This window comes from Reyranella sp. (assembly GCF_965249915.1).
Taxonomy (GTDB): Bacteria; Pseudomonadota; Alphaproteobacteria; order Reyranellales; family Reyranellaceae; genus Reyranella.
The window spans coordinates 4,971,938-4,990,747 of the sequence record NZ_OZ252257.1 but is presented as its reverse complement, the minus strand read 5'-3'; the positions used below and the strand labels follow the sequence as shown (position 1 = coordinate 4,990,747).

19 protein-coding genes are annotated in these 18,810 nt (G+C 66.2%); 4 read left to right on the top strand and 15 right to left on the bottom strand.

Translation table 11 applies throughout. From position 1 onward, the window contains the following. Positions 1–42: 42 nt before the first annotated feature. Together ACP15H_RS24580 and ACP15H_RS24575 are read left to right on the top strand one after the other, a co-directional pair. Complete coding sequence (locus ACP15H_RS24580) at positions 43–435, top strand: encapsulin-associated ferritin-like protein (protein ID WP_425068756.1); 393 nt, start codon at positions 43–45, stop codon at positions 433–435. Further along, positions 432–1,247 carry a family 1 encapsulin nanocompartment shell protein gene (locus ACP15H_RS24575; protein ID WP_425068755.1) on the top strand — a complete coding sequence of 272 codons (816 nt, stop codon included), beginning with the start codon at positions 432–434 and terminating at the stop codon, positions 1,245–1,247. The genes ACP15H_RS24580 and ACP15H_RS24575 overlap by 4 nt, the downstream gene beginning before the upstream one ends. Positions 1,248–1,249: 2 nt before the next feature. On the opposite strand, the gene holA is transcribed toward ACP15H_RS24575, so the two are convergent. The 5 genes from holA to ACP15H_RS24550 form a co-directional block, all read right to left on the bottom strand. Continuing rightward, the gene (holA, locus tag ACP15H_RS24570; RefSeq protein ID WP_425068754.1) at positions 1,250–2,293 is read right to left on the bottom strand and encodes a DNA polymerase III subunit delta; all 1,044 of its coding nucleotides are present in this window, start codon (positions 2,291–2,293) and stop codon (positions 1,250–1,252) included. Positions 2,294–2,318: 25 nt separating this feature from the next. Further along, the gene (locus ACP15H_RS24565; protein WP_425068753.1) at positions 2,319–3,410 is read right to left on the bottom strand and encodes a hypothetical protein; all 1,092 of its coding nucleotides are present in this window, start codon (positions 3,408–3,410) and stop codon (positions 2,319–2,321) included. A gap of 45 nt (positions 3,411–3,455) precedes the next feature. Further along, positions 3,456–3,629, bottom strand: coding sequence for a hypothetical protein (locus tag ACP15H_RS24560; protein ID WP_425068752.1), 174 nt, complete (start codon positions 3,627–3,629; stop codon positions 3,456–3,458). A 29-nt stretch (positions 3,630–3,658) separates the two neighbouring features. Then, positions 3,659–6,256, bottom strand: a complete 2,598-nt coding sequence (leuS, locus tag ACP15H_RS24555; RefSeq protein WP_425068751.1) for a leucine--tRNA ligase — start codon at positions 6,254–6,256, stop codon at positions 3,659–3,661. Between the two features lie 103 nt (positions 6,257–6,359). Then, positions 6,360–6,908, bottom strand: a complete 549-nt coding sequence (locus tag ACP15H_RS24550; RefSeq protein ID WP_425068750.1) for a DUF3576 domain-containing protein — start codon at positions 6,906–6,908, stop codon at positions 6,360–6,362. Positions 6,909–7,331: 423 nt separating this feature from the next. On the opposite strand from ACP15H_RS24550, the gene ACP15H_RS24545 reads away from it, so the two are divergent. Then, a complete protein-coding gene (locus ACP15H_RS24545; protein WP_425068749.1) occupies positions 7,332–8,711 on the top strand; it encodes a porin in 1,380 nt (459 codons plus the stop codon). Between the two features lie 88 nt (positions 8,712–8,799). Here the strand turns inward: ACP15H_RS24545 and ACP15H_RS24540 are convergent, their stop codons facing one another. The 9 genes from ACP15H_RS24540 to ACP15H_RS24500 all read right to left on the bottom strand — a co-directional run bounded on the left by ACP15H_RS24540 (position 8,800) and on the right by ACP15H_RS24500 (position 17,570). Beyond that, positions 8,800–9,567, bottom strand: a complete 768-nt coding sequence (locus ACP15H_RS24540) for a class I SAM-dependent methyltransferase (protein WP_425068748.1) — start codon at positions 9,565–9,567, stop codon at positions 8,800–8,802. Further along, a complete protein-coding gene (locus ACP15H_RS24535) occupies positions 9,567–10,247 on the bottom strand; it encodes a LutC/YkgG family protein (protein ID WP_425068747.1) in 681 nt (226 codons plus the stop codon). The genes ACP15H_RS24540 and ACP15H_RS24535 overlap by 1 nt, the downstream gene beginning before the upstream one ends. Beyond that, on the bottom strand, positions 10,244–11,662 hold the full coding sequence (locus ACP15H_RS24530) for a LutB/LldF family L-lactate oxidation iron-sulfur protein (protein WP_425068746.1): 1,419 nt from the start codon (positions 11,660–11,662) through the stop codon (positions 10,244–10,246). Before ACP15H_RS24530 ends, ACP15H_RS24535 begins: the two co-directional genes overlap by 4 nt. Then, on the bottom strand, positions 11,662–12,453 hold the full coding sequence (locus ACP15H_RS24525; RefSeq protein ID WP_425068745.1) for a (Fe-S)-binding protein: 792 nt from the start codon (positions 12,451–12,453) through the stop codon (positions 11,662–11,664). Before ACP15H_RS24525 ends, ACP15H_RS24530 begins: the two co-directional genes overlap by 1 nt. A 137-nt stretch (positions 12,454–12,590) precedes the next feature. Then, a complete protein-coding gene (locus ACP15H_RS24520) occupies positions 12,591–13,589 on the bottom strand; it encodes a murein transglycosylase A (RefSeq protein ID WP_425068744.1) in 999 nt (332 codons plus the stop codon). Between the two features lie 121 nt (positions 13,590–13,710). Next, complete coding sequence (locus ACP15H_RS24515; RefSeq protein WP_425068743.1) at positions 13,711–14,430, bottom strand: Tim44/TimA family putative adaptor protein; 720 nt, start codon at positions 14,428–14,430, stop codon at positions 13,711–13,713. A gap of 92 nt (positions 14,431–14,522) precedes the next feature. Next, a complete protein-coding gene (locus ACP15H_RS24510) occupies positions 14,523–15,875 on the bottom strand; it encodes an adenylate/guanylate cyclase domain-containing protein (protein ID WP_425068742.1) in 1,353 nt (450 codons plus the stop codon). Further along, positions 15,875–16,711 carry a class I SAM-dependent methyltransferase gene (locus ACP15H_RS24505; RefSeq protein ID WP_425068741.1) on the bottom strand — a complete coding sequence of 279 codons (837 nt, stop codon included), beginning with the start codon at positions 16,709–16,711 and terminating at the stop codon, positions 15,875–15,877. The genes ACP15H_RS24510 and ACP15H_RS24505 overlap by 1 nt, the downstream gene beginning before the upstream one ends. Positions 16,712–16,721: 10 nt before the next feature. Beyond that, positions 16,722–17,570, bottom strand: a complete 849-nt coding sequence (locus ACP15H_RS24500) for an MBL fold metallo-hydrolase (RefSeq protein ID WP_425068740.1) — start codon at positions 17,568–17,570, stop codon at positions 16,722–16,724. 200 nt (positions 17,571–17,770) lie between these two features. On the opposite strand from ACP15H_RS24500, the gene hspQ reads away from it, so the two are divergent. Then, positions 17,771–18,142 (top strand): heat shock protein HspQ, encoded by a 372-nt coding sequence (gene hspQ / locus ACP15H_RS24495; protein WP_425068739.1) that lies wholly within the window; start codon positions 17,771–17,773, stop codon positions 18,140–18,142. Here the strand turns inward: hspQ and ACP15H_RS24490 are convergent, their stop codons facing one another. Beyond that, on the bottom strand, positions 18,143–18,805 hold the full coding sequence (locus ACP15H_RS24490) for a cysteine hydrolase family protein (RefSeq protein ID WP_425068738.1): 663 nt from the start codon (positions 18,803–18,805) through the stop codon (positions 18,143–18,145). Positions 18,806–18,810: the final 5 nt, after the last annotated feature.

Genomic DNA, 18,810 nt, shown 5'->3' with positions numbered 1-18,810 from the left:
TTCCCCGAGGAACTTCCGTTCTGGACCTGCGTTATCGCGGCCATGGCTAGTGAAACGCTGCACGAAGACCCGGCCAAGCTTGGTCCCGAGGTCATAGATCGCCATCGCGCGATCGTCTCCCTCATGGAAGAACTCGAGGCCGTCGACTGGTACGACCAGCGGGCCAAGGCGACGTCCAATGCGGAGTTGCGAACCATCCTCGAGCACAACCGCGACGAGGAAAAAGAGCACGCCGCAATGGCGCTCGAATGGTTGCGTCGCAACGACCCGAAGATGGACGAGCATCTTCGCACGTTCCTCTTCAAGAAAGGCCCGATCAAGGAGATCGAGGCCGACATGAAGGGGGGCGGCGCCGAAAGCAAGGCCGCGCCCGTTTCCGATGGCAGCCTCGGGATCGGCAGCCTGCGCCGAAAGTCCGACCAGGTGACAAAATGAATAACCATCTGTTTCGCGATCGCGCGCCCATCACCGAAGCCGGCTGGGAAGAAATCGAGAAGGAAGCCAAGAGGACCCTGCGCACCCTCCTCGCCGCGCGTCGCGTGGTCGACTTCCGCGGGCCGCTCGGTTGGGGCGCCTCGGATGTCGAGTTGGGCCGGGCCGATCCGATCGCCTCCCCGCCGGGCGGAGCGAATGTCCGCGCGCTGCTGCGTCGAATCCAGCCGCTCGTCGAATTGCGCATCCCCTTCGAAGTCAGCCGTGCCGAACTCGATGCGATCGATCGCGGCGCAAGAGATCCCGATCTCGACGCCGTGACGGCAGCCGCCCGCGAAATCGCCGTCGCCGAGGATCGCGCCATCTTTCACGGTTACGAGGCGGCCCAGATCACCGGCATCTGCGAGGCGCAGAAGGGCCAGGCGGTCGCGCTGGGCACCAGCCATGCCGACTATCCCGATGCCGTTGCCGCAGCGCTGAAGAAGCTGCGGGACGAAGGTGTCGAAGGTCCTTTCGCGGTCGTGCTGAGCGAGCAGCTCTACAAGGATCTGACCTCGCGTACCGATGGCGGCTATCCGATCCTGAGCCACGTTCAGCGCCTGATCGACGGCGACGTTTATGCGGCGCCCGGCCTCGATGGCGGCCTGGTGATCTCGCTGCGCGGCGGCGACTTCGAGCTTACGGTCGGACAGGATTTCTCGATCGGCTATCTCGAGCACGACATCGAGCGTGTGCGGCTCTACATCGAGGAAAGCTTCACCTTCCTGGTACTGTCGCCGCAGGCCGCGATCCCGCTGACGCCGACGGGCAAGTAGACTTAGCGCCGGGCCTTCGCCGACCGCGCGGCCTGGCTCAGGCGAAGGCAGAGACGGCGGGCGATTGCCTCATGCGGCAGTCCCGTCCGCTTGCAGTCGATCTCGGCTTCCAGAATCGTCGACAGGGCAGCGCTCAATCGGGGCAGCGGCCAGAGGCGCAAGTGCCGCTCAAATCGTTGGCGGACCGGACCGCCGCGCGGCAGGCCACGCGCCTTGAACATCGCGCCTTCGAGATTGCTTCCTTTGGCGACGTGTCCCGATACCAGGTGAAGCTGGTCCGTGTGTCGCTGCAGCGAGCGCACGAGTTGCACGGGATTGCCGCCCTCGGCGAAGACGCGGTCGAGGGCGCGATCGAGGCCTGTGAGATCGCCGTCGAAAGTCGCGGCGATCACATCGTCGATCCCGATCGAGGCGGTGTCGCCCAGCACCGCCATCGCATCTTCCAAGGTGACGCTCTTGCCGGCGTCGGTCCCCTTGTAGAGCAGCAGCTTGTCGATCTCGCCGCGCGTCTGGCCGCGATCTCCGCCCAGCCGTTCCACGATCCATTCCAGCGCGTCCGGCTCGACGCTCAGGCCCTGCGCGCGCGCAGCGCTTTCGACCAGGCCCTCGAGCGCGGCCTCGTTGTCCATGTAGCAGGGTAAAGCCGCCAGGCTGGCCTCGGTCTCGGCCAGGGTGCGCAGGTTGGAGCGCGGTGTGAGGTTGCCGGCCTCGACGATGATGAGTGCGTCGCCGGCGACCGCCTCGACGAGGTTCTCGAGCGCGGCGACGGATTCCTCGCCGGCCGGTCGCACGCGGATCACCCGGCGGCCGCCCATCATGGACAGAGCACCGAACTCGTCGGCCAGCCTCGCCGGATCCTGCTTTAGCACGTCTCCCGCTATGTCGACGACGCGGAACGGATCCTTGAGGTCCTCGCAGATCGTCCTGGCCAGCGCGACGGCGCGCTCGGCGACCAGGCCGTCGTCGTTGCCATAGATCACGACGCCGCGGACCTTGGGATCCGGCTTCTTCAGGAAGGCTTCGACCTGGCGCGCTTCGATCTTCACGGCCGGTTTATAGCACCCGCAGGGCTCAGTTCGAGGGCGGGTATCGGTCGAGCAAGCGTGCCTGGCGGCGATAGGCGTGCAGCAATGCCCGCCAGCCGCACGGCGCGAAGCCGGCGGCCCGGTTCTCGGCGGCGATGGCGAAGACCATGGCCTGCTTCTCCAGGATGCCGCGATAGGCCGTGAAGAAGGGAACGGCGGGATCGAAGAATTCGATCGCCTCTGAGCCGGCCCCGTTGATCTCGATGATCTTGAACCGCCCCTCACTCAAATCGCCAAAGCTCTCGAAGCGAATGTCGAAGCGCGCAACATGTAGATTCGGCATGCTCGACGCGATTACGTCGATGCGCTGTTCGAGGGCTGAGGTCATCACTTCGCTGCGGTCGCGATAGAGACCGCCCATGCGATAAGACCAAACGGCAGCCAGCGGAACCTCGCGTCCCGTCGCCGGCACCTGCTCGAGGGCGGCGCCCCCGTAGAGCGACGTGCGACCGCGTAGCCGCTCGTCTTGTGCCAACAGATCCCGCAGCGAACTCGTGCCATCGCCCCGCACCGTCGGCGGCGTGCGAACCGTAAGCGAGAGCAAGCGGCCGCGCGTCTCGGCACGCCGCCGCACGTAGAAGAGGCCTGCCTCGCCGGGCTGGTCGAGATACTCCTGCACCAGCAGGGTCTCGCCGGCCGGATAGGTGTCGCAATAGGCCTTGAGCGCCGCAGGATCGTCGATCCGCCGCACGCCGAAGCCGCACCAGCCGATGTCGGGCTTGGCGATGATGGGAAAGTCGATGCCGAGGCCGTCCATCGCCGCGCGCACTCGCGCCGCCGCGTCGGGTTCCGAAACGATGGCGGCCGTGCGCGCCAGCCACGGGCGCTCCGCGTCGCCGACCTGGTCGAAATACGCGATCTTGGATTCGCCCGCCAACCCGCCGGCGTCGATCATCGGATCGGCGGCGGAAGGCAGCGACAGGCTGCGGTAGCGGAGCGCAAGCACCAACCACTGCACGATCATCGGAACGACCAGCAGCGGTTTGGGCAGCTTGCAGATCAGACCTGGCCATAGCCCGTCGCGCGGCCCGTGCGATGGGCCGGCAGGTCCAGGGTCAGGCGTAAGCTTTCGCTTCATGAACTCGCTCGCGGACAACGCGGGAGCGAGTCGAAGGGCTGCGCCCTAGGAGGCCTTGTCGGCCGCCGGTTCGGCTCCTTCGGCTGCGACCTCACCGCCCTCTTCCAACCTGGCGCGCTCGCGGGCGGCGCGCTTGGCTTCCGCCTTTTCGGCGACCTTGATGGCCTTCTGGCGCTCGCGTTCGCGGCGCTCGAAATCGTAATTCGGCTTGCGTGCCATATTCTTGGCCCTTCCTGGCTCTGCGGCCTCTAGACCACGACATTTACGATGCGGTTCGGCACAACGATCACCCGCTTGGGTGTCTTGCCGTCGAGACCGCGGATGAGTTCTGGCAGCGCCAACGCCGCGGCTTCCGCCGCGTCCTTGGGTGTGTCCTTGGCCAACGCGATCGTGCCGCGCAGCTTGCCATTCAATTGTACTGCAACGGTGACGGTGTCGTCGACCAGCAGGGCGTCTTCGGCCAGCGGCCACGGCGCGTCGGCCAGCAGGCTCTTGTGGCCGAGCGCATGCCACAGCTCCTCGGCGAGATGAGGAGTCATCGGGCCGATCAGGCGCACGAAGATCTCGAGCGCCTCGCGGAGCGCCCAGCGGGTCGCCTCGTCCTTGGCCTCGACCGAATCGATCGTGTTGGCGAATTCGTAGAGCCGCGCCACGGCCTTGTTGAAGTGGAAAGCCTCGATGTCGGCCGAGATGCCGGCGATCGCCTTGTGCGCGGCGCGGCGCAGGGCGATGGCGGCGTCGGAGAACGTCTCGGGCCGTGCCGTGCCGATCGCCGGCAGCGACTCGATCGCCTCGGAGGCGATGCGGAACAGGCGCTGCTGGAAGCGCCAGGCGCCGGTGACGCCGGCCTCGGTCCATTCGAGGTCGCGCTCGGGCGGGCTGTCGGACAGCATGAACCAGCGCGCGGTGTCGGCGCCGTAGTCGCGAATGATCTCGTCCGGGTCGACGACGTTCTTCTTCGACTTGGACATCTTCTCCGAGCGGCCGACCTCGACCGGGCTCTTGTCGGAGGCGCGCACGACCTTGCCGCCGTCGCCCCGCACGATCTCCTCGGGCGTCAGCCAGGTCCCGTCGCTTGCGCGATAGGTCTCGTGGCAGACCATGCCCTGGGTGAAGAGGCCGTCGAACGGCTCGTCACGGCTGGTCATCTGGACCTCGCGCATGGCACGGGTCCAGAAGCGCGAATAGAGCAGGTGCAGGATCGCGTGCTCGACGCCGCCGATATATTGATCGACCGGCATCCAATACTGGTTCTCCTCGCGGTCGAACGGCGCCGTCTCCAGTTGCGGCGAGGTGAACCGGTCGAAGTACCAGCTCGAATCGATGAAGGTGTCGAACGTGTCGGTCTCGCGCCGTCCCTTGCCGCCGCAGGTGGGGCAATCGACATGCTTCCACGTCGGATGGCGGTCGAGCGGATTGCCGGGACGGTCAAAGGTCACGTCGTCCGGCAACTTCACCGGCAGGTCCTTCTCCGGCACCGGCACGACGCCGCACTTCTCGCAATGGATCGCCGGAATCGGGCAACCCCAGTAGCGCTGGCGCGAAACCAGCCAGTCGCGCAGGCGATACTGCGTCGTACCTTTGCCGACGCCCATCTCCTCGAGGCGCGCGATCACCTTCGCCTTCGCTTCCTCGACGCCGAGCCCGTCGAGGAATTCGGAGTTCACGATGAGGCCGTCCTCGACATAGGGGGCGGCGGCAATGTCGAGCGCCTTGCCGTCGGCCGGCGCCACCACCTGCAGGATCGGCAGGCCGTACTTGGTCGCGAATTCATGGTCGCGCTCGTCGTGGCCGGGGCAGCCGAAGATCGCGCCCGTGCCATATTCCATCAGAACGAAGTTGGCGGCATAGACAGGCACGGTCTTGCCCGGGATCAGCGGATGCCTGGCGAGCAGCGGCAGCTTGTAGCCCTGCTTCTCGGCGGTCTCGACTTCAGCGGCCGCGGTGCCGGTCTTGCGGCATTCGGCGATGAAGTGCTGCAGGCCGGGATCGGACGGCGCGAGGCCGGCGACCAGCGGATGCTCGGCCGACAGCGCCATGAACGAGGCACCGAACAGCGTGTCGGGACGGGTCGTGAAGATCTCGAGCTTGCCGTGGTCGGCGCCCGAGGCGTCGGTGAGTTCCCAGAACACGCGCGCACCGCGGCTCTTGCCGATCCAGTTCGCCTGCATCAGGCGGACCTTCTCCGGCCAGCGGTCGAGCGTGTCGAGGCGGCTCAGCAACTCGTCGGCGAAGTGCGTGATCTTGAGGTTCCACTGGGTGAGCTTGCGGCGCTCGACGGGCGCGCCGGTGCGCCAGCCCTTGCCTTCGATCACCTGCTCGTTGGCCAGAACCGTATTGTCGATGGGATCCCAGTTGACCCAGGCCTCCTTGCGGTAGGCCAGCCCCGCCTTCCAGAAATCGAGGAACATCTTCTGCTGGTGGCGGTAATAGCTCGGGTCGCAGGTCGCCAGCTCGCGGCTCCAGTCGAGGGACAGGCCCATCGACTTCAGCTGCTTCTTCATCGAGGCGATGTTCTCGTAGGTCCACTTCTTGGGATGGACCTTCTTCTCCATGGCGGCGTTCTCGGCGGGCAGGCCGAACGCGTCCCAGCCCATGGGGTGCAGGACGTTGAAGCCCTTGGCGCGCTTGTAGCGGGCGATCACGTCACCCTGCGTATAGTTGCGCACGTGGCCCATATGGATGCGCCCCGACGGGTAGGGGAACATCTCGAGCACGTAGTATTTCGGGCGCGCCTTATCCATCACGGCCCTGAAGGTCTGGCGATCTTCCCAGACCTTCTGCCACTTGCTCTCGGTTTCGGTGAAATTGTAGCGCGCGGTGGGTGCGGCGGGTGTCGACGACACGGAATTCTTCCCGAAAAAGGGTGTTACCGAAAAAGACAGAGGCCGCAGCGGATGCCCGCTGCGGCCTCTCACGTCAAGCTCTTGGCAGAAGCGAGAGGTCGTCTCAGGAGCCGCCGGCGATGCGAAGCTGGCGGGCGCGCGTGAGGATCGCGTTCTCGATGTCGATGTTGGTGCGCGGATCGACCTGGGCGTCGACCCAGTTGCCGCCCTTTGGGCTGGTCTGTTGCTTGAAGACGGAGACACGCACGCCGTCGGCCCGCAGCTCGCGGTCGAGGATGGTGACCTGGACCTTCATGCGCTCGTTGGGGGTCTCCGAGGGTGTGTACCAGTCGGTGATGATGACACCGCCGAACGGATCGGCCGAAACCAGCGGGATGAAGTTGATGGTGTCGAGCGAAGCCCGCCACAGATAGGCGTTCACGGCGACGCCGGTGCCGCCGCCCGAATCCGACTTCTTGTCGGACTTGGAGCCGAGCAGGCCGCCCGGGCCGAACAGGCTACCCTGCTCCTGGGTGCGTCCGCCCAATCCCGCGCGCACGTCGGCGCGGCTGCGGTCGCCCGACGGACCGGTGTTTCTTTCCAGACTGCTGCTGCCATCGTCGCCGCAGGCGGCCAAACCGACGGCCACGAGCGCAATTGCGGCGATGCTCACGAATTTCGACGGTCCCGTCATAGAATGGCGCCTTGATTTTCCCAATGGGCCGCAATTCCGCGGCGGAGCAGTGGCGGCGACCATAGGCTCAACGAGACATGAACTGCAAGCGGCGGGGCGATATGCCACAATAAGTCTCTTTCAGATACTAATAAAGATAATTTGTGAGTGTCGTATTGCAACTATTAGGTTCTGGGGCTTTCGGCAACTTTCCCCACGCTCGCAAAATGTGACAAAGACGCCACAGGTGCGGGCAGAATGCAGCGGTGGGGCGACCATTTCTTGACCCTCGATTTGGCGAAGTGTTTTATAGCCCTGCCGCATTGGCGGATTCCGTGAGCTTCGTGGTTCAGGCTTCCAGTTCCCGCCGGTCGGACAGGCCTTTTTGGTACGTACCAGTCTCTGATCAATGAGAGAGGGAGAATGATGAAGAAGCTTCTACTCGGCTCGACCGCCTTGGTCGTCGGCGGGCTTATGGCCGCCCCGGCCATGGCCGCCGACCCGATCAAGATCGGCGTGGGCGGTTATTACCAGTTCTACGCGATCGCCGGCGGCATCCAGTCGACCTACGCCACTGACGGCTCTTGGGCTCAGTACAAGGGCCTCCAGTTCCAGCAGGAAGGTGAACTCCACTTCATCGGCCAGACCAAGCTGGACAACGGCACCTCGGTCGGCGTGCACATCGAACTCGAGGCCTGGAACGCCAATTCTGGCACGGCTGCGGGCCCCTGGATCGACGAAGCCTTCCTGTTCGCCTTCGGCGACTGGGGCCGCGTCGAATTCGGTTCGCGCGATCCGGCGACCTACCGTATGTACTACGGTACGCCGTCCGCCCTGCTCGGCTGGGGCGCCGTTCAGCACAACACGAACTTCGCCTGGGCCAACCAGAGCGTCATCAACAACAACAAGGCGTGGTTCCACGCCACGACCACGACGAACGCTGGCCAGTTCCAGGACGCGCAGGGCATCAACTACTTCACCCCGCGCTTCCAGGGCCTCCAGATCGGCGTCGGCTATCGTCCGAAGGTGAACATCAACCCGCAGGGTGGTGCTCTCTCCGGCATGGCGGTCGGCCCGGGCGCCGGCAGCCAGGGTGTCTGCGGTTACAACAACGCGACGTCGGCCTCGAACTGCCCGACGAACGACTACTCGTACCAGGACGTGTTCGACATCGGCGCGAACTACCTGAACAAGTTCGGCGACGTCACGGTCGCGCTGTACGGCGCGTTCCTGTACGCCAACTTCGTTCCGGGCAACCAGCCGTTCAGCGCAGCTGCCAACCAGTCGACCGGCGCCAATGCCGCCAGCTGGAAGCAGTGGGTTGTCGGTGCTCAGTTCGGCTTCAAGGGCTTCACCCTCGGCGGCGCACTGGGTTGGGACAACAACGGTCTCGGCGCGAACTACTACACGGGCCAGGACAACGCGACCCGCTTCTACACCGCTGGCCTGATGTATGAGACGGGCCCGTGGCAGATGTCGTTCAGCTGGGTTGGCTCGTACAACAACAACGGTAACGGCTCCTATGGCTGCAACACCGTTACGGTCAACACCACCACCTGCACCACGCCGGCCGCCACGGGCGTCCCGGGCGTGAACTCGACCGCCTTCGGCAACGGCAACAACCCCTCGAACCTCGCCTTCGGACAGGAGTCGGTTCAGAAGTGGGAACTGGGCGTGAACTACGCGCTCGGGCCGGGCGTGAAGCTCACCGGCGGTGGTCTGCTGTACACGGGTTCGGGCCCGACTGCTGCCGTCTCCGGCAACAGCTGGGGTCTCCTGATGGGTATGGACCTGCGCTTCTAGTCGCAGGACGAACCGAAAATCGGAAAGAGCGGGCGCAAGCCCGCTCTTTTCTTTTGTGGGCCCCGAGGGCGGCTCCCAGAGGGCCGCTCTATGTCGAAGCGCGGCGCCCGACCAGATTGACGAACAGACCTGGCAGGTAGGTACGCGACACCGGCAAACGCTCGGTTGCCTGGCGCTGCAGCACGGCGCGGTTGTCCTCATGGTCCAGGACGAGCTGAAAGAGACCCTGTTCGACGGCCCCCGCACCGGGATCGACCGCCGGCCTGCCATCGCGCTCGATGCGATAGGCGACGTCGAGGCCGACATCGCCGCCGCTGTAGAACGACGAGGCAATCTCCAGCTTGCCGAACAACAGCATCAGGCCACGGGTCGAGAAGCGCCAGTAATCGTCTGGCGCAGCATGGAAAGCCTGCGACCAGGCGCTCGCTATATAGACAAGGCCCCCGGGCCGCAGTGCCCGCTCGATGTTGCGCGCCGCGCGCGCGGGATGGCGCGTGTGCTCGAGCACGTGACAGCAGATCACGAGATCGAAAGGCTCTTCGCCCAGCCTGCCCCTCAGCGTCCTGGGATCGCTGCAGATATCGGCCACGCAGTCGACGTTGACGCCCTCGGCGAGATCGATTCCGACGAACCTCGCCTTGGGACCGAAGCGATTGACGACGAGCTTGCGCCAGTTGCGGACATTGCGGTCCGACAGGAGGGTGCGCGACCCAACCTGCAGGACCCGCGGCGGGCGCTTGCCCACCAGCTGCGCCACCCGATCGAGCAGGAGCTCGATTTCACGACTTACGCTCGTTCCGACAATGCGTAGCTCACCGGGGCGCAGCTCACCGGAGGTGGCTTCGCCGGCCGGCATCAGTCGCGCACCACCAGGATATGCAGGCGCCGTGGCCCGTGGGCCCCCAGCTCCATCGCCTGCTCGATGTCGCCGGTACGCGAGGGGCCGGTGATCGTGTTGACCGTGCGCGGCATCAGGTTCTTGCCATAGCGGGCGCGCAGGCGGCCCCAGACATCCTCGTAACCACCGACGATGTCGGACTCGCGCAGCACGACCACATGCGTGTCGGGCAGCAGGTTGAGCGACACGGGGTGATCCGGCCCCGAGGCCATCACGACGGTCCCGGTCTCGGCGATGCCGGCAAAGGCGCCGGTGACGGAAACCTGATCGCTGCCTTCGCCGCGGCCGCGCCGGATCGACAGCATCTTCTGGCTCGACCAGTCGTAACCGTCGAGGAGCGGCGAGGGCGCCATCGCGACATTTGCCGGCAGGTTGTTGCGCGCGAGATAGGCGGTCACTTCGCCCGGCACGTCCGCCACGCCAACACGTGCCACGGTGGCGTTGAGGGTCTCGGCCCACTGGCAGAACAAGGCGACCTTCTCCGCCTGGGGCAGCCGGGCGCGCGCCACCGAAGGTCCTCTCGGCGGCTCGGCCAGGCGCGCATCGACGGCCTGGCGTGCCTCGCCCGACAGCTCGCCGCGGCGCAGCGAGCGCCGGATGCCGCTCAGGATCTGGGTCCGGGCGCTGGCGTCGCTCATGACTTCCTCTTTGCCCAGCGCTCGTGGAAGGTCCCGCCCGGCTCCGGTGCCGGGAAATCGCGGAAGCGGGTCCAGCCCGAGGCAAGCGGAAGGGCCCGGTAGCGCCCGTCGGCGCGCCCGAACAACGCCAGCACGCGGTTGGCCATCCCGGTCAGCCGGCGGTAGAGAGCAGGCCGGCGGGCGGCGAAGCTCCACATCGCGAGGCCCTGGCGAACGGCCTTCGGCGTGAGGTGCTTCTCGAATTCCCGCTCGCGCCAATGGCGCATCAGTTTCGGCAGCGGGATGCGCACCGGACAGACGCTTTCGCACCGACCGCAGAAGGTCGAGGCATTAGGAAGATTGCTCGCCTCCTCGACACCCACGAGCTGCGGCGTGAGCACCGCGCCCATCGGGCCGGGATAGACCCAGCCATAGGCGTGGCCGCCGACCGCGCCGTAGACCGGGCAATGATTCATGCAGGCGCCGCAGCGGATACAGCGCAGGATGTCCTGCATCTCGGTGCCGAGGACGCCCGACCGGCCATTGTCGAGCAGTACCACGTGATATTGGTCGGGCCCGTCGAGATCGCCCGGCCTCTTCGGCCCGGTGTTGAGCGTCGTGTAGGCCGAAGACTCCTGTCCGGTCGCCGAACGCGCCAGCACGCGCAACAGCACCGCCGCATCCTCGAGCGTGGGAATCACCTTCTCGATGCTGGCCAGCACGATGTGCATCCGGGGCAGCGTGTTGGAGAGATCGGCATTGCCCTCGTTGGTCACCAGCATCGACGAGCCGGTTTCCGCCACCAGGAAATTGGCACCGGTCAAACCGACATCGGCATCGAGGAACTTCTGGCGCAGCACGTAGCGCGCTTCCGCGACGAGATCGTTGCGCTCGGTCAGGCGCTTGTCGAAGCCCAGCTTGGCGTGGTGCTCGAGGAAGGTGTCGGCGACCTGGTCCTTGGTGAGATGGACGGCCGGCGCGATGATGTGACTGGGCGGCTCGTTGCGCAGCTGAATGATGTATTCGCCGAGGTCCGTCTCGATCGGCGCGATGCCGAGGCCCTCGAGATGCTCGTTGAGGGCGATCTCCTCGGCCACCATCGACTTGGACTTGGCGACGGTGCGGGCGTTCACGCTCTGGCAGAGTTCGGCGATGATGCGTCGCGCGTCGGCGGCGGTCGGCGCCCAATGCACGTGACCGCCGAGTCCGATGACCTTGCGCTCGAACTCCTCGAGGTAGAAGTCGAGATGGGCGAGCGTGTGATTCTTGATGTCGCGCGCACGGTCGCGCAGCGCCTCGAATTCCGGCAGCCGTTCGGCCGCCTGGCGACGCCGTTCGGAGAAGCCGACCTTCAGCTTGGCCAGCGAATCCTGCAGGTTGGGATCGGCCAATGCGTGGCCGACATTCGCCTTGAAGGCATGGGCGGTCGATTCCATCAGCTGCGCTCCGGTTCGCCGATCGCCGGCAGGTCGCCCATGCCGGCCAGCACTTCGGCGACATGGCGCACCCGGATGGCGCTGCCCTCGCGCTGCAGCTTGCCCGCCATGTTCATCAGGCAACCGAGATCGCCGGCCAGCAACGTGTCCGCCCCGGTGGCGGCGATATCGGCCGACTTCTCGCCCACCATGGCATTCGAGATCTCGGGGTACTTCACGCAGAACGTGCCGCCGAAGCCGCAACAGACCTCGGGGGTCTTCATCTCGCGGAGCTCGAGCCCCTTCACCGATCCCAGCAGATTGCGCGGCTGCTCTTTGACACCGAGCTCGCGCAGGCCGGAGCAGGAGTCGTGATAGGTCACGGCGCCGGAGTAGTGCGCGGCGACCTTCTCGACCCCCAACACGTCCGCCAGAAACGAGATCAACTCGTGGCTGCGGCCGGCCAGATTCTCCGCGCGGGCCTTCATGGTCGGGTCGTCGTCGAACAGGCCGGGATAGTGATGCGACAGCATTCCGCCGCAGGACCCGGAGGGGGCCACGACGGCATCGTACCCTTCGAAGGCGTCGATGACCTGCGTGGCGATCGCCCGTGTCGTGGCCCGGTCGCCGGTATTGTAGGCCGGCTGGCCGCAGCAGGTTTGAAGCCGTGGCACGTCGACGGAACAGCCCGCCTCCTCCAGGAGCTTCACGGCGGCGAAGCCCACCGACGGCCGAAACATGTCGACGAGACACGTAACGAAGAGCGCGACGCGGCGCGGACGGGGAACGGGGATGGCGGGCGAGCTGGACACGCCCCGACCATGGCAGCGGTGAAATTCGCGTGCAAGATGGCGCGGCCAAGTTTGCGTCGAGCCCGCGCCTCTCGAGTACGCTCGGGCTGCAAGTGCGGAGCGCCCGGCGGGGCGGGCGCGTCGCTCCGAACGCGCGCTCAGTTCTTGTTGGGAACCAGGATGATGGCGCGGCCGTCGCTGTTCATGCGACCGGCCCACTCTGCCGCCTGCTCGCCGGCACCGTAAAAGACATCGCCCCGCGCTGGCCCCTTGATGGCGGCCCCGGCGTCCTGCGCGATCATCAGGCGGCGATAGGATTCCGTGGCGCCGGGCTTGCGATAGACCGGGCGCCGCGTGTCGATCCAAACCGGCGTGCCGTACGGCGTGATCGCGGGATCCACCGCCATGCTGCGCTGGGCGGTGAGGGCCACGCCTTCGGCGCCGATCGGCGCGGAGGTCCGGGTGTCCCTGAAGAAGATGTAGCGCTCGTTCTTGCGCATCACGTCGCGCGCCTGCTGCGGATTGCGTTTCAGCCAATCGCGGATCGCGGGCCAGGTCGCGTCTTCTTTCTTCATCACGCCCATCTCGACCAGCACCGCGCCGATCGCAGTGTAGGGCCGATTGTTGGAGCCGTCGAAGCCGAGCGTCATGGTGCCGCCTTCGGCGAGCTGGATGCGACCGCTGCCCTGGACCTGGACCTCGAACAGCCCGACGGGATCCTGGACGTAGGCGATTTCCAGACCCTTGCCCTTCAACGCCCCCGCGTCGATCTCGGCGCGCGTGAAATACGGCTTGTCGGTGAGATCGGGCGGCTTGCGATAGACCGGCACGGTGAAGAGCCGCGACGGCACCTTGCTGCCGCGCAGTTCCGGTTCGAAGTAGCCGGTGAACTTGCCGGGGACCTGGACGATCAGCGGCCGGAAATTCTCCTCGAAGAACATCCGCGATCCACGCGCGTCGCCTGCCTTTACGGCGGCAGCGGCGTCGCAGATGCGCGCCCATTCGCCGGGCGTGATCGCCTTCTCGCCGCCGTCGGTGGCAATCCGGACATCAGGACCGGACGTCAGCTTCGGACACGAACGGCGGAAAGCGACGAGAGCTTCGGCGTGACGGTCCTGCGCCCACCCGGCGATCTCGTTGTACGAAGTCGGCTCCATCGAGATCCGCTGCGGCGGCGGAGAGCCGGGGGTTCCGGCACAGGCGGAAAGGAGGCCGGCTGCAGCCAGCAAGGCCGCACCGCCCGCGAGGAGGCGCCATCGCATTCCCGGGAAGCCTCCCTCAGCCTTCGCTCTCGGTCTTGACGAGCTGCCAGTTGGGATCGCCCGACGTGGTGTCGCGACGGAATGTCCAGAGATCGACGACCTTCTGCACTTCGTTCGGATTGCCGTCGACGATCTGGCTGTCGGCGTTGCGCACGACGTTGATCTGCTCGCTGACGAAGCGGACGGTGACGGCGGCGTGGGTGCCCTGCATCTCCGCGCTGGCGATATCGGACGCTTCGAAGCCGATCAGCGTGGTTTCCGCCTTCTCGTTGCGCTCGATGCGACCGCGAATGGCGGCCTCGAAGCTTGCGTAGGTGGTGCTGTCGAGCAGAGGCTTCAGCGTCGCCGTGTCGCCGCGCGCGAAGGCCTCGACGATGGCGGTGAAGGCTGCGCGAGCGCCGCCGGTGAAGCCGATGGGTTCGAAGGCCGGATCGGCCGCGCGAATGGCTGCAACGCCTGCAGTCGCAGTCGGCAGGACTGTGGCGCGAATGCCGCCGGGACCGGTGGTGGGCGAAGACTGACGGGGCGCCGGCGCATTCGCCGTGGGCAGCGGCACGACATTGTCGTTGCCTTGCGATGCGTCGCCGACACGAGGGGGCGGCGCTGCGGGCGGCGTGAACGGATCGCGGGCGGGCGGCTGTTCGTTGCCGGTGCGTTTGCCGAGCACGGACCGCAGTCGCAGGATCAAGAAGACCGCGACCAACCCGATCAGGATGATGTCGTAGTTGTTACCCACGATGGCGCTCCACTGTCACAAATTACATAGGCTGCGAATGGGCAAAGGGCAAGGCGACCTGCCCGCCGCACTTCCCGGATCAGCCCCGCGCCTCAGGCGGCCAGCACCACAATATCGACAGATTCCGCGACGCCGCCAACCTTCCGATCGAAACGACGCTCGTGCGCCGCAGCCGCACGATAGCCCTGAAGCTCGGCGAGAGCATAGGTTGCGGCGTCCGTCAGGGCGCGGGTCCCCTCTTCCTTATTGTGCTTCTCCAGTTTGGCCGCGAGATTCACGGCCTCCCCGATCACTGTGAATTCGAGCCGCTCGCCGTCACCGACCGCGCCGAACACGACACGGCCCGATGCGACGGCAAGCCCGATCTCGAGCGGGGCCAGGCCGGCGGCGCGACGTTCCGAGGCCCACGCCGTGCCCGCTTCCATCACCGCGTCGGCAGCGCGGAGCGCGTCCGCGACGGCGGTGGCCGACGGAATCACCGCACCGAACGAGGCCAGGATGCCGTCGCCCAGGAACTTGTCGATGCTGCCGCCGGCCGCTGCGATCAGAGGGCAGACACGGCCCTGATAGTCCTGCAGGACCTTCATCACCTCGGCCGGCGGAAGCTCCATCGACAGCCTTGTGAAACCGCGCAGATCGACGGTGAGGATGGCGACGTCGCGCAATTCACCTTCGCCCGCCTCGATCGAGATCGCGGCCCCGCGGATGCGGGCCGCGACGCCGGGATCGAAGAATCGCGACAGGTCCTGCGCCGCGGTGCTTTCGCTCACTGCCTGGACCAGCAGGTGACGCGCGCGTGAGATGGCGAGGGCGAGGACCAGGGTGGTGAGCAGGATGGCGATGATCTTGTCGGCCTCGGCGTGGACCAGAAATGCGTTCGAGGTCATGTACTCGACGAAGTCGTCGGTCGGATTGGCCGGCCCACCGCGGCCGTCCAACGCGTAGAGGATGAGGCCGATCCAGCCGGCGATCGCCGTCAGGCCGGTGAACACCACGAACCGCGCCTCGAAGCGCAGCGCACGCAGGGCGATGAACAGGAACACGTAGAGGAGTGTCGGCACCTTCAGATAGAAGACGGCCGGCTGGGCGTACTTGTAGTGGAAAGAGTAGATCAGGCCCATCAACAGCAGCATGTCGGCGATCACCGACAGGTAGAGCATCCAGGGCCGCAACAGCCGCGCATAGGCGAGACCCAGGCGCACCAGGCAGAAGACGCCATAGATGACCAGCACGTCGAACTCGAAGGAGTAATCCTCCTGCACCACGCCACCCGGCATGGAGCTCGATTCGTAGACCGTGCCGACCAGCACCACGATGGCGAGCTGCACCCAGCCGATCAGGATCTCGCTTTGCTCCTGCTGGCGTTCGATCGCCTTGCGCACACGGTCGGGAAGCTGGGTTGCCTCGCCGCCCCCGAACAACCAAAGGCGCAGGCGGCCGAGCATCAGCGCTTTTCCAGCCAGAGGCTGGCGGGCAGTGCATCCGGCGGTCGCGGCAGGCGCGAGACCACCGAGGCGGCCAGCCGGTCGGCCATGCGCCGCTCCGCCCAGACACTGGAGAAGAGCGGTTTGAAGGCGCCGCTCGTCAGCAGCGGCACCACGCCCTGCTGCTCGTTATAGGCGCGCCAGCCCCAGATCGCGGGATAGTCGAACGGCAGGAAGATGTCGTGGATGTGGACCAGCGTGCCGGACGGCAGGCGTGGCAGGACGCGGTTCAGCAGGATGTCGACGTCGCTGCCGGGCATCAGGATGTGGCTGGAATCGATGAACAGCACGTCGCCCTGCACCAGCCCGTCGAAGACGCTGTCCGGTGCTGCCTGCAGGGTCGACGACTTCACGCGGACCCCGGGCAGGTCGGCAATATCGGCGCGCGGCGCCGGATCGATCGCCAGGATTTCGCCGACACCGCCCACGGCCTTAGACAGCAACCGGGTCGAATGGCCGGATCCCACTTCGATGATGCGACGCGGCTTGCGCTCGCGGACCAGCGCATAGGCAACGGCGGCGTCGAGCGAGGGAAACCACGATTGCTCGAACATCGCCTTGCAGCTCTCGAGAGCGTCGGCGCGCGCGTCGACGTCATCGAGCACGGCGGTGAACTCGGCGGTATGCGCCTCGAACAGGCGCTCGATCGCGGGATAGGGCGGCTGCGCGCCGGGCGGCGGCAGCAGCGGCGCATAGCGGTGCGGAATGAACCAGCCGCGCGGCTTCAGGCCGAGCACGGTCGGCAATCCCAGGGCGAAGCGCCGCCAGCGGCCGCGCAGGGTGGACCTGGCACTCATCGGGGACTGCTCACGGGGTCAGCGTCAGGCCTTCGTGCGCGACCAGCACACGTGGCAGGCCACTCGCCGCGAGGCCCGGTCGCGCCAGGGCGGCTTCACGTGCCACGCCGTCCATGAAAGCGTCGTCGTGGCCGGGATCGTGATGGAAGATGGCGAGCGTGCCGACGCCGGCCGCATCGGCGAGCCGTACGCCTTCCTGCCAGGTCGAGTGGCCCCAGCCGCGGTAGCGCTCGTATTCTTCGTCGGTGTAGCTAGAATCGTAGATCATCACGTCGGCGCCGCGGCAGAGTTCGACGATCGTGGAATCCAGCTCACCTTGGCGATGTTCGGTATCCGTGATGTAGCAGATCGACTTGCCGAGATGGTCGATGCGGTAGCCGGTGGCCCCGTTGGGATGGTTGAGCGGCGCCGTGCGCACCGCAACGGCGCCGCACGACAGGTTCTCCCCGGACTTGAATTCCCGGAACTCGACGCGGGCCTGGAAGACGTCGAGCGACACCGGATAGAGCGGCGCCTGCATCAGGTGCCCGACGACCTTCTTCAAGGTGTAGGGCGGCTCGAGATGGCCGGCCCACATGCGTACCGAATTGCGCCGGTCGAACAGGGGCGCAAAGAAGGTGAGTCCGGAGATGTGGTCGAGGTGCGTGTGGGTGAAGTAGATGTCGATGTCGAGCGGCGCCTGGCGGGCGAGTTCTACGCCCAGCGTGCGAATTCCCGTCCCGGCGTCGAACAGCAGCCGGCGGCCGCCGGCGGTCACCTCCAGGCACGATGTATTGCCGCCATAGCGCACGTATTCCGCGCCGGGGCATGAAATCGATCCCCTTACGCCCCAGAAGCGGACTTTCAGACCTTCGACCAATCAACCATTCCCACCGAGTATTGCCGCCAGAGTCCACAGGCAGGTGCGTCCCGTCAACCGATGCGCGAGGCTTCCGGCAACTGGCCGCATTCTTGCGTGGCGATCCGGGCGGCTGTTTTTCACGTATTCTTGCAGTCGGCTCTCGAATCCGGCGTCCCGACTGCGTTGCCTACCGGCCTGTTCGGAGCAATACTTTGGCTATGGAACCCATCAATCAGGCTTCTACCCCGGCGCTCGCCGCGCCGCCCCTGCGTTGCGCCAAGTTCGCCATCGGCCAGGTGGTGAAGCACCGCATCTACCCCTTTCGCGGTGTGATCTTCGACGTCGACCCGGTGTTTGCGAACACCGAGGAGTGGCTGTCTTCGATCCCCGAGGAGGTGCGGCCGCGCCGCGACCAGCCCTTCTATCACCTGCTCGCCGAGAATGCGCAGACCACCTACGTGGCCTACGTGTCGGAGCAGAACCTGTTGGCCGACGACACCGGCAAGCCGGTGTCGCATCCGCAGGTGCCGCAGTTCTTCAAGGAACTGAAGCGCGGCCACTACGTCTCGCGCGAGCGCTCGCTGCACTAGTCAGCGAAGCGCCTCGGCGATCTGCTCGACGGTGGCGGTCCAGCCGACGATCGCGCCCTGGGCACGGATCATGTCGAGGGCCGCTTTCTTGAATTCCGGGAAATAGCTTTCGGTCGCGTCCTCGGCCAACAGGCATTCGAAGCCGCGATCGTTGGCCTCGCGCATGGTGGTCTGCACGCAGACCTCGGTCGTGACCCCGGCGAAGACGAGATGCGTGATCGCGCGCTCTCCCAAGATCTGGCCCAGCGGGGTCGCGTAGAACGCGCCCTTGCCCGGCTTGTCGAGCACGATCTCTCCCGGCTTCGGGCTGAGTTCCGGCACGATGTCGGCACCCGGCTCGCCCGCAATCAGGATGCGGCCCATCGCACCGGGGTCGCCGATGCGCATCGATGGCTTGCCGCGCAGCCGCTTGGCCGGCGGGCAGTCCGACAAATCGGGCCTGTGGCATTCGCGAGTATGGATGATCGTGAGCCCGGCGCTGCGGAAGGCCTCGATCAGCCGGCCGACCGTCGGCACGATGGCGGATAGAAGACTCACATCGTTGCCCAGCGTCGCACCGAACCCGCCCGGCTCGATGAAGTCGCGCTGCATGTCGATGACGATCAGCGCCGTGTGCGCGGGATCGAAGGTGAAGTCGAACGGTTGCGCGGCGATGGTTTTCACGGGCG

Bases quoted from the DNA above. Each gene is read 5' to 3' on its own strand.
- ACP15H_RS24580 (WP_425068756.1), top strand. From the start codon at position 43: ATGGCTAGTGAAACGCTGCACGAAGACCCGGCCAAGCTTGGTCCCGAG.
- ACP15H_RS24575 (WP_425068755.1), top strand. From the start codon at position 432: ATGAATAACCATCTGTTTCGCGATCGCGCGCCCATCACCGAAGCCGGC.
- ACP15H_RS24565 (WP_425068753.1), bottom strand. From the start codon at position 3,410: ATGAAGCGAAAGCTTACGCCTGACCCTGGACCTGCCGGCCCATCGCAC.
- ACP15H_RS24560 (WP_425068752.1), bottom strand. From the start codon at position 3,629: ATGGCACGCAAGCCGAATTACGATTTCGAGCGCCGCGAACGCGAGCGC.
- ACP15H_RS24545 (WP_425068749.1), top strand. From the start codon at position 7,332: ATGATGAAGAAGCTTCTACTCGGCTCGACCGCCTTGGTCGTCGGCGGG.
- ACP15H_RS24540 (WP_425068748.1), bottom strand. From the start codon at position 9,567: ATGCCGGCCGGCGAAGCCACCTCCGGTGAGCTGCGCCCCGGTGAGCTA.
- ACP15H_RS24535 (WP_425068747.1), bottom strand. From the start codon at position 10,247: ATGAGCGACGCCAGCGCCCGGACCCAGATCCTGAGCGGCATCCGGCGC.
- ACP15H_RS24530 (WP_425068746.1), bottom strand. From the start codon at position 11,662: ATGGAATCGACCGCCCATGCCTTCAAGGCGAATGTCGGCCACGCATTG.
- ACP15H_RS24520 (WP_425068744.1), bottom strand. From the start codon at position 13,589: ATGGAGCCGACTTCGTACAACGAGATCGCCGGGTGGGCGCAGGACCGT.
- ACP15H_RS24510 (WP_425068742.1), bottom strand. From the start codon at position 15,875: ATGCTCGGCCGCCTGCGCCTTTGGTTGTTCGGGGGCGGCGAGGCAACC.
- ACP15H_RS24505 (WP_425068741.1), bottom strand. From the start codon at position 16,711: ATGAGTGCCAGGTCCACCCTGCGCGGCCGCTGGCGGCGCTTCGCCCTG.
- hspQ (WP_425068739.1), top strand. From the start codon at position 17,771: ATGGAACCCATCAATCAGGCTTCTACCCCGGCGCTCGCCGCGCCGCCC.